The sequence below is a fragment of the Arthrobacter antibioticus genome, assembly GCF_030063205.1.
GTDB lineage: Bacteria > Actinomycetota > Actinomycetes > Actinomycetales > Micrococcaceae > Specibacter.
This window is the reverse complement of sequence record NZ_JASISQ010000016.1, coordinates 1-3564: the sequence shown is the minus strand read 5'-3', so window position 1 is coordinate 3564 and position 3564 is coordinate 1. Positions and strand designations below refer to the sequence as shown.

At 57.1% G+C, this 3564-nt stretch carries 4 protein-coding genes; all 4 read right to left on the bottom strand.

All coding sequences use genetic code 11. The features are described from left to right. The coding region (locus tag QMG40_RS17265; protein WP_283532379.1) for a nucleobase:cation symporter-2 family protein at positions 1-1471 on the bottom strand (1471 nt) is incomplete at its 3' end. A gap of 203 nt (positions 1472-1674) precedes the next feature. Continuing rightward, positions 1675-2586, bottom strand: coding sequence for a factor-independent urate hydroxylase (pucL, locus tag QMG40_RS17260; RefSeq protein WP_283532378.1), 912 nt, complete (start codon positions 2584-2586; stop codon positions 1675-1677). A gap of 3 nt (positions 2587-2589) precedes the next feature. Continuing rightward, on the bottom strand, positions 2590-2931 hold the full coding sequence (uraH, locus tag QMG40_RS17255; protein WP_283532377.1) for a hydroxyisourate hydrolase: 342 nt from the start codon (positions 2929-2931) through the stop codon (positions 2590-2592). Next, positions 2928-3461, bottom strand: a complete 534-nt coding sequence (uraD, locus tag QMG40_RS17250; RefSeq protein ID WP_349361630.1) for a 2-oxo-4-hydroxy-4-carboxy-5-ureidoimidazoline decarboxylase — start codon at positions 3459-3461, stop codon at positions 2928-2930. The genes uraH and uraD overlap by 4 nt, the downstream gene beginning before the upstream one ends. Positions 3462-3564 lie beyond the last annotated feature (103 nt).

Here is a 3564-nt window from a genome sequence, read left to right as displayed (position 1 = left end):
CGGTGATGGGTATTTCTTGGTTGTTGGCGTCGAGGAGTTTGCCGTTGTCCCAGTGGTCTCCGTGTTGGAGGCAGTGGGCTATTTCGGCGGGGATGAGTCGGTCTGTTCCGGCGGCGAAGACGGAGGGGTTTTCTGGGTTGCCGAGGGTGAAGTGGTTGAAGAGGAGGTTTAGGAGGATGGCGACTACGGCGGCGGAGCTGATGCCGGAGTGGAAGATGGTGGCGAACCATTCGGGGAATTTGTCGTAGAAGGTGGGTGCGGCGATGGGGATGATGCCGGCGCCGATGGCGGTGGCGACGATGATCATGTTCATGTTGTTTTTGTAGCTGACGGTGGAGAGTGTGCGGATGCCGCTGGCTGCGACGGTGCCGAAGAGGACGATTCCTGCTCCGCCGAGGACGGGTAGTGGTACTGCTGCTACGACGCGGCCCATGACGGGTAGGATGCCCAGGATGACGAGGATGACCCCTCCTGCTGCGACGACGAAGCGGCTTTTGATGCCGGTGACGGCGACGAGGCCGACGTTTTGGGCGAAGGCGCTTTGGGTGAAGGAGCCGAAGACGGGGGCGATGACGCTGGCGGCCATGTCGGCGCGGAGGCCGTCGCCGAGGCGGCGGGAGTCGACTTTGGTTTCGACGATGTCTGCTACTGCCAGGATGTCCGCGGAGGTTTCTACCATGATGACCAGGACCACGATGAACATGGAGATGATCGCGGCGAGGTGGAAGGTGGGCATGCCGAGGTGGAAGGGTGTGGGGAAGGCGATGAGGGGGCCGGTGGTGACTTTGGAGAAGTTGGCCATTCCTAGGGCGAGGGCGATGAGTGTGCCGATGACGATTGCTAGCAGGATGGAGAGTCGTGAGATGGTGCTGTTTCCTAGTTTGCTGAGTAGGAGCACGATCACGAGGGTTCCGGCGGCGAGGGCGATGTTGGTTACGTCGCCGTAGTTTTCTGCTTTTTTGTTTCCGCCCATGGCCCAGTTCGCTGCTACGGGCATGAGGGAGAGGCCGATGACGGTGATCACGGTGCCGGTGACTACGGGTGGGAAGAATTTGATGATTTTGGAGAAGATGGGGGAGATGAGTAGGCCTAGTGCTGAGGAGACGATCACGGCGCCGAAGACGCTTTGGATTCCGCCGCCGCCGTTGACGATGGCGACCATGGTGGCTACTCCGGCGAATGAGACGCCTTGTACTAGGGGTAGTTGAGAGCCGAAGAAGGGTAGGCCTAGGGTTTGGAGCAGGGTGGCTAGGCCGCCCATGAAGAGGCATGCTGCGATGAGTAGGCCGATGTCTGCTGGTTTTAGTCCTGCTGCTTGGCCCACGATTAGGGGTACGGCGATGATGCCGCCGTACATGGTGAGGACGTGTTGGAATCCGTACGCGAAGCTGGCGCCGATTCCTAGTTTTTCATCTTCTGGTCTGGCTTTTTTCGTGGTGGCTATGGTGGTGGTGCGTGTTTTCTTGGTCATAGCGGACCTCCTTGTCTGCTTACCTAACATCTTTGACGACAACGCGCTGTGGGGGTTGCCGTGTTGGTGAGGCGGGGGGCCGTGGCCCCCCGCCTCACTCTTTACTCAGTACAACTCACTCTTTACTCAGTACAACTCACTCTTTACTCACTCTTTACTCAGTACTGCTGGTTGGTGCTGGTTGGTGTTGGGTGGTGTGGTGTTTAGCAGAAGCCTGCGACGCCGTCCCAGATGTTGCCTGCATTGGAGGCGTTTTCGCGTAGGACGGTTCCTTCGATGAGGCCGTAGGGGCGGTCTGCTGCGAAGAAGACTTCGTTGGGGTTGTCTTGGCCGAAGGGGGTGAGGTCAACGACGAAGTGGTGTTTGTTGGGCATGGAGAATTTGATTTCATCGATTTCTGGGTGGGCGTTGAGTACTTTTTTGCCCATTTCGAACAGGGTGTTTTGGAGTGCGTGGGAGAAGCCTTCGGTGAAGCCTTCTAGCAGGAGGGCTTTGATGGATTCGTAGGAGGTGTTGAAGTCGAAGTTTTTATTGATGGCTTCGGGGTTGAAGCGCCAGCGGGCGGCGACGTCGGTGGCGAGGATCCGGTCGCTGGTCTGGGCTAGGGTGGTGTATTTATCCACGGGGAAGCCTGTGAAGCCGGATTGGGTGGTTTTGAGAACGGTGAGGTCTTTGAGGCCGGCGAGTACGTGGGTGGTGTCGCCGTTTTTAACGACGACGGAGGTGCGGATTTCTTGGTTGCTTTTCACGAAGGAGTGATCGTGGGCTGTGCCGTTGGCTTGGATGCGGTTCCAGGCGTATTGTTCAGCTGACCAGCGTCCGCCATTGATCCAGGCGAATTCTTTAGTGAAGTGTTCGCTTAGGCGTAGCAGGAAGGCTTCGGGGGAGCCGATGCCATCGCGGGCGAAGGAGTAGATGGTGTTCTTTTGTGTGTCGGTGGGGACGACGTGGGCGTTATCGCCATCGATGTGGGCTGCGTTGAAGTCGCCGCGGACTTCTGAGGTGACGTTGAGGTCTTCGATCTCGTGGCGGTCGGTATCGCGGGTGATTTTTACCACGCGTACTTCGGCTTTGCCGAATTGGTTGGCGCCGAGGATGATGTTGTTCTCAGTCATGGTCTAGTTTCCTCTGTATGTTGAATAGGCGAAGGGGCTTAGCAGCAGGGGTACGTGGTAGTGGTCCTGGCTGTGCTGGAGGGTGAAGGTCAGGGAGATTTCTGGGAAGAAAGTCTCGGTGTTGATGCTGGCGAAGTAGGCGCCGGTATTGAACCGTAGTTGGTAGGTGCCGGTGGGTAGTTTTTCCGGGCCGAGGTCTTTCACCCGCCCGTTTGTATCGGTGGTGGCGGTAGCGATTTGGGACCATGTGTGGCCCTCGCGGGTGTGGAGTTCAACGGCGACGGATGTGGCCGGTGTTCCTGTTGCGGTGTTCAGGATGTGGGTGGTTATGTGGGAAACGCTCATGCGTTGATCACTCCTTGGAGTCGTAACACTGCGATTTCTCGTAGTTGCGCAGCAACTATGAGGTTTTCCTCTTCGGCGGTGTTCTTGAGGCGTTGGTGGAGGGTGTTGATGATTTCCTGTGGGGACCGGCCAGCGGCTCGTATCAAAAAGACTTGGTTGAAACGGGCTTCGTAGGCCCGGTTTCCCTCGGTCAGGGCGGTGGTGATGGCCGGATCGGTGGGATCTACCCCTGCTTGCTCGGAACGAGAAAGCGTAGCTTCGGTACTGGTGCCGGGGGCGCGTTGACCGATTCGGGGATGATGAGCCATCGCTGAGGCTATTTCTTCGGTAGTGAAGGGATTACTAGCGTTACCAGCGCAGGAAAGAAGATCATTGATGGTAGCGAAGGGCCGGGCAGTAATGATCTCATCGATCCATCGCTGGATATCGATACAGGGACGCAAAACAGGTTCGAGTTCTGTTCGCGCGGCGTGATTGAAGTCCTCAAGCAGCATTGCTTGTATTCCTTCTAGGTCATTGCTGGCATCCACGGTGTCGGCTATACGAACAACACAAATAGTTTCGTATCGTGGAACTGTTATTTCAGCATATGAATAGTGAACCGCATCACAGCCGAGATGTCAATCACAACAA

What these genes read in the sequence shown, in the direction of transcription:
- pucL (WP_283532378.1), bottom strand. Translation starts at nt 2,586, where the DNA reads ATGACTGAGAACAACATCATCCTCGGCGCCAACCAATTCGGCAAAGCC.
- uraH (WP_283532377.1), bottom strand. Translation starts at nt 2,931, where the DNA reads ATGAGCGTTTCCCACATAACCACCCACATCCTGAACACCGCAACAGGA.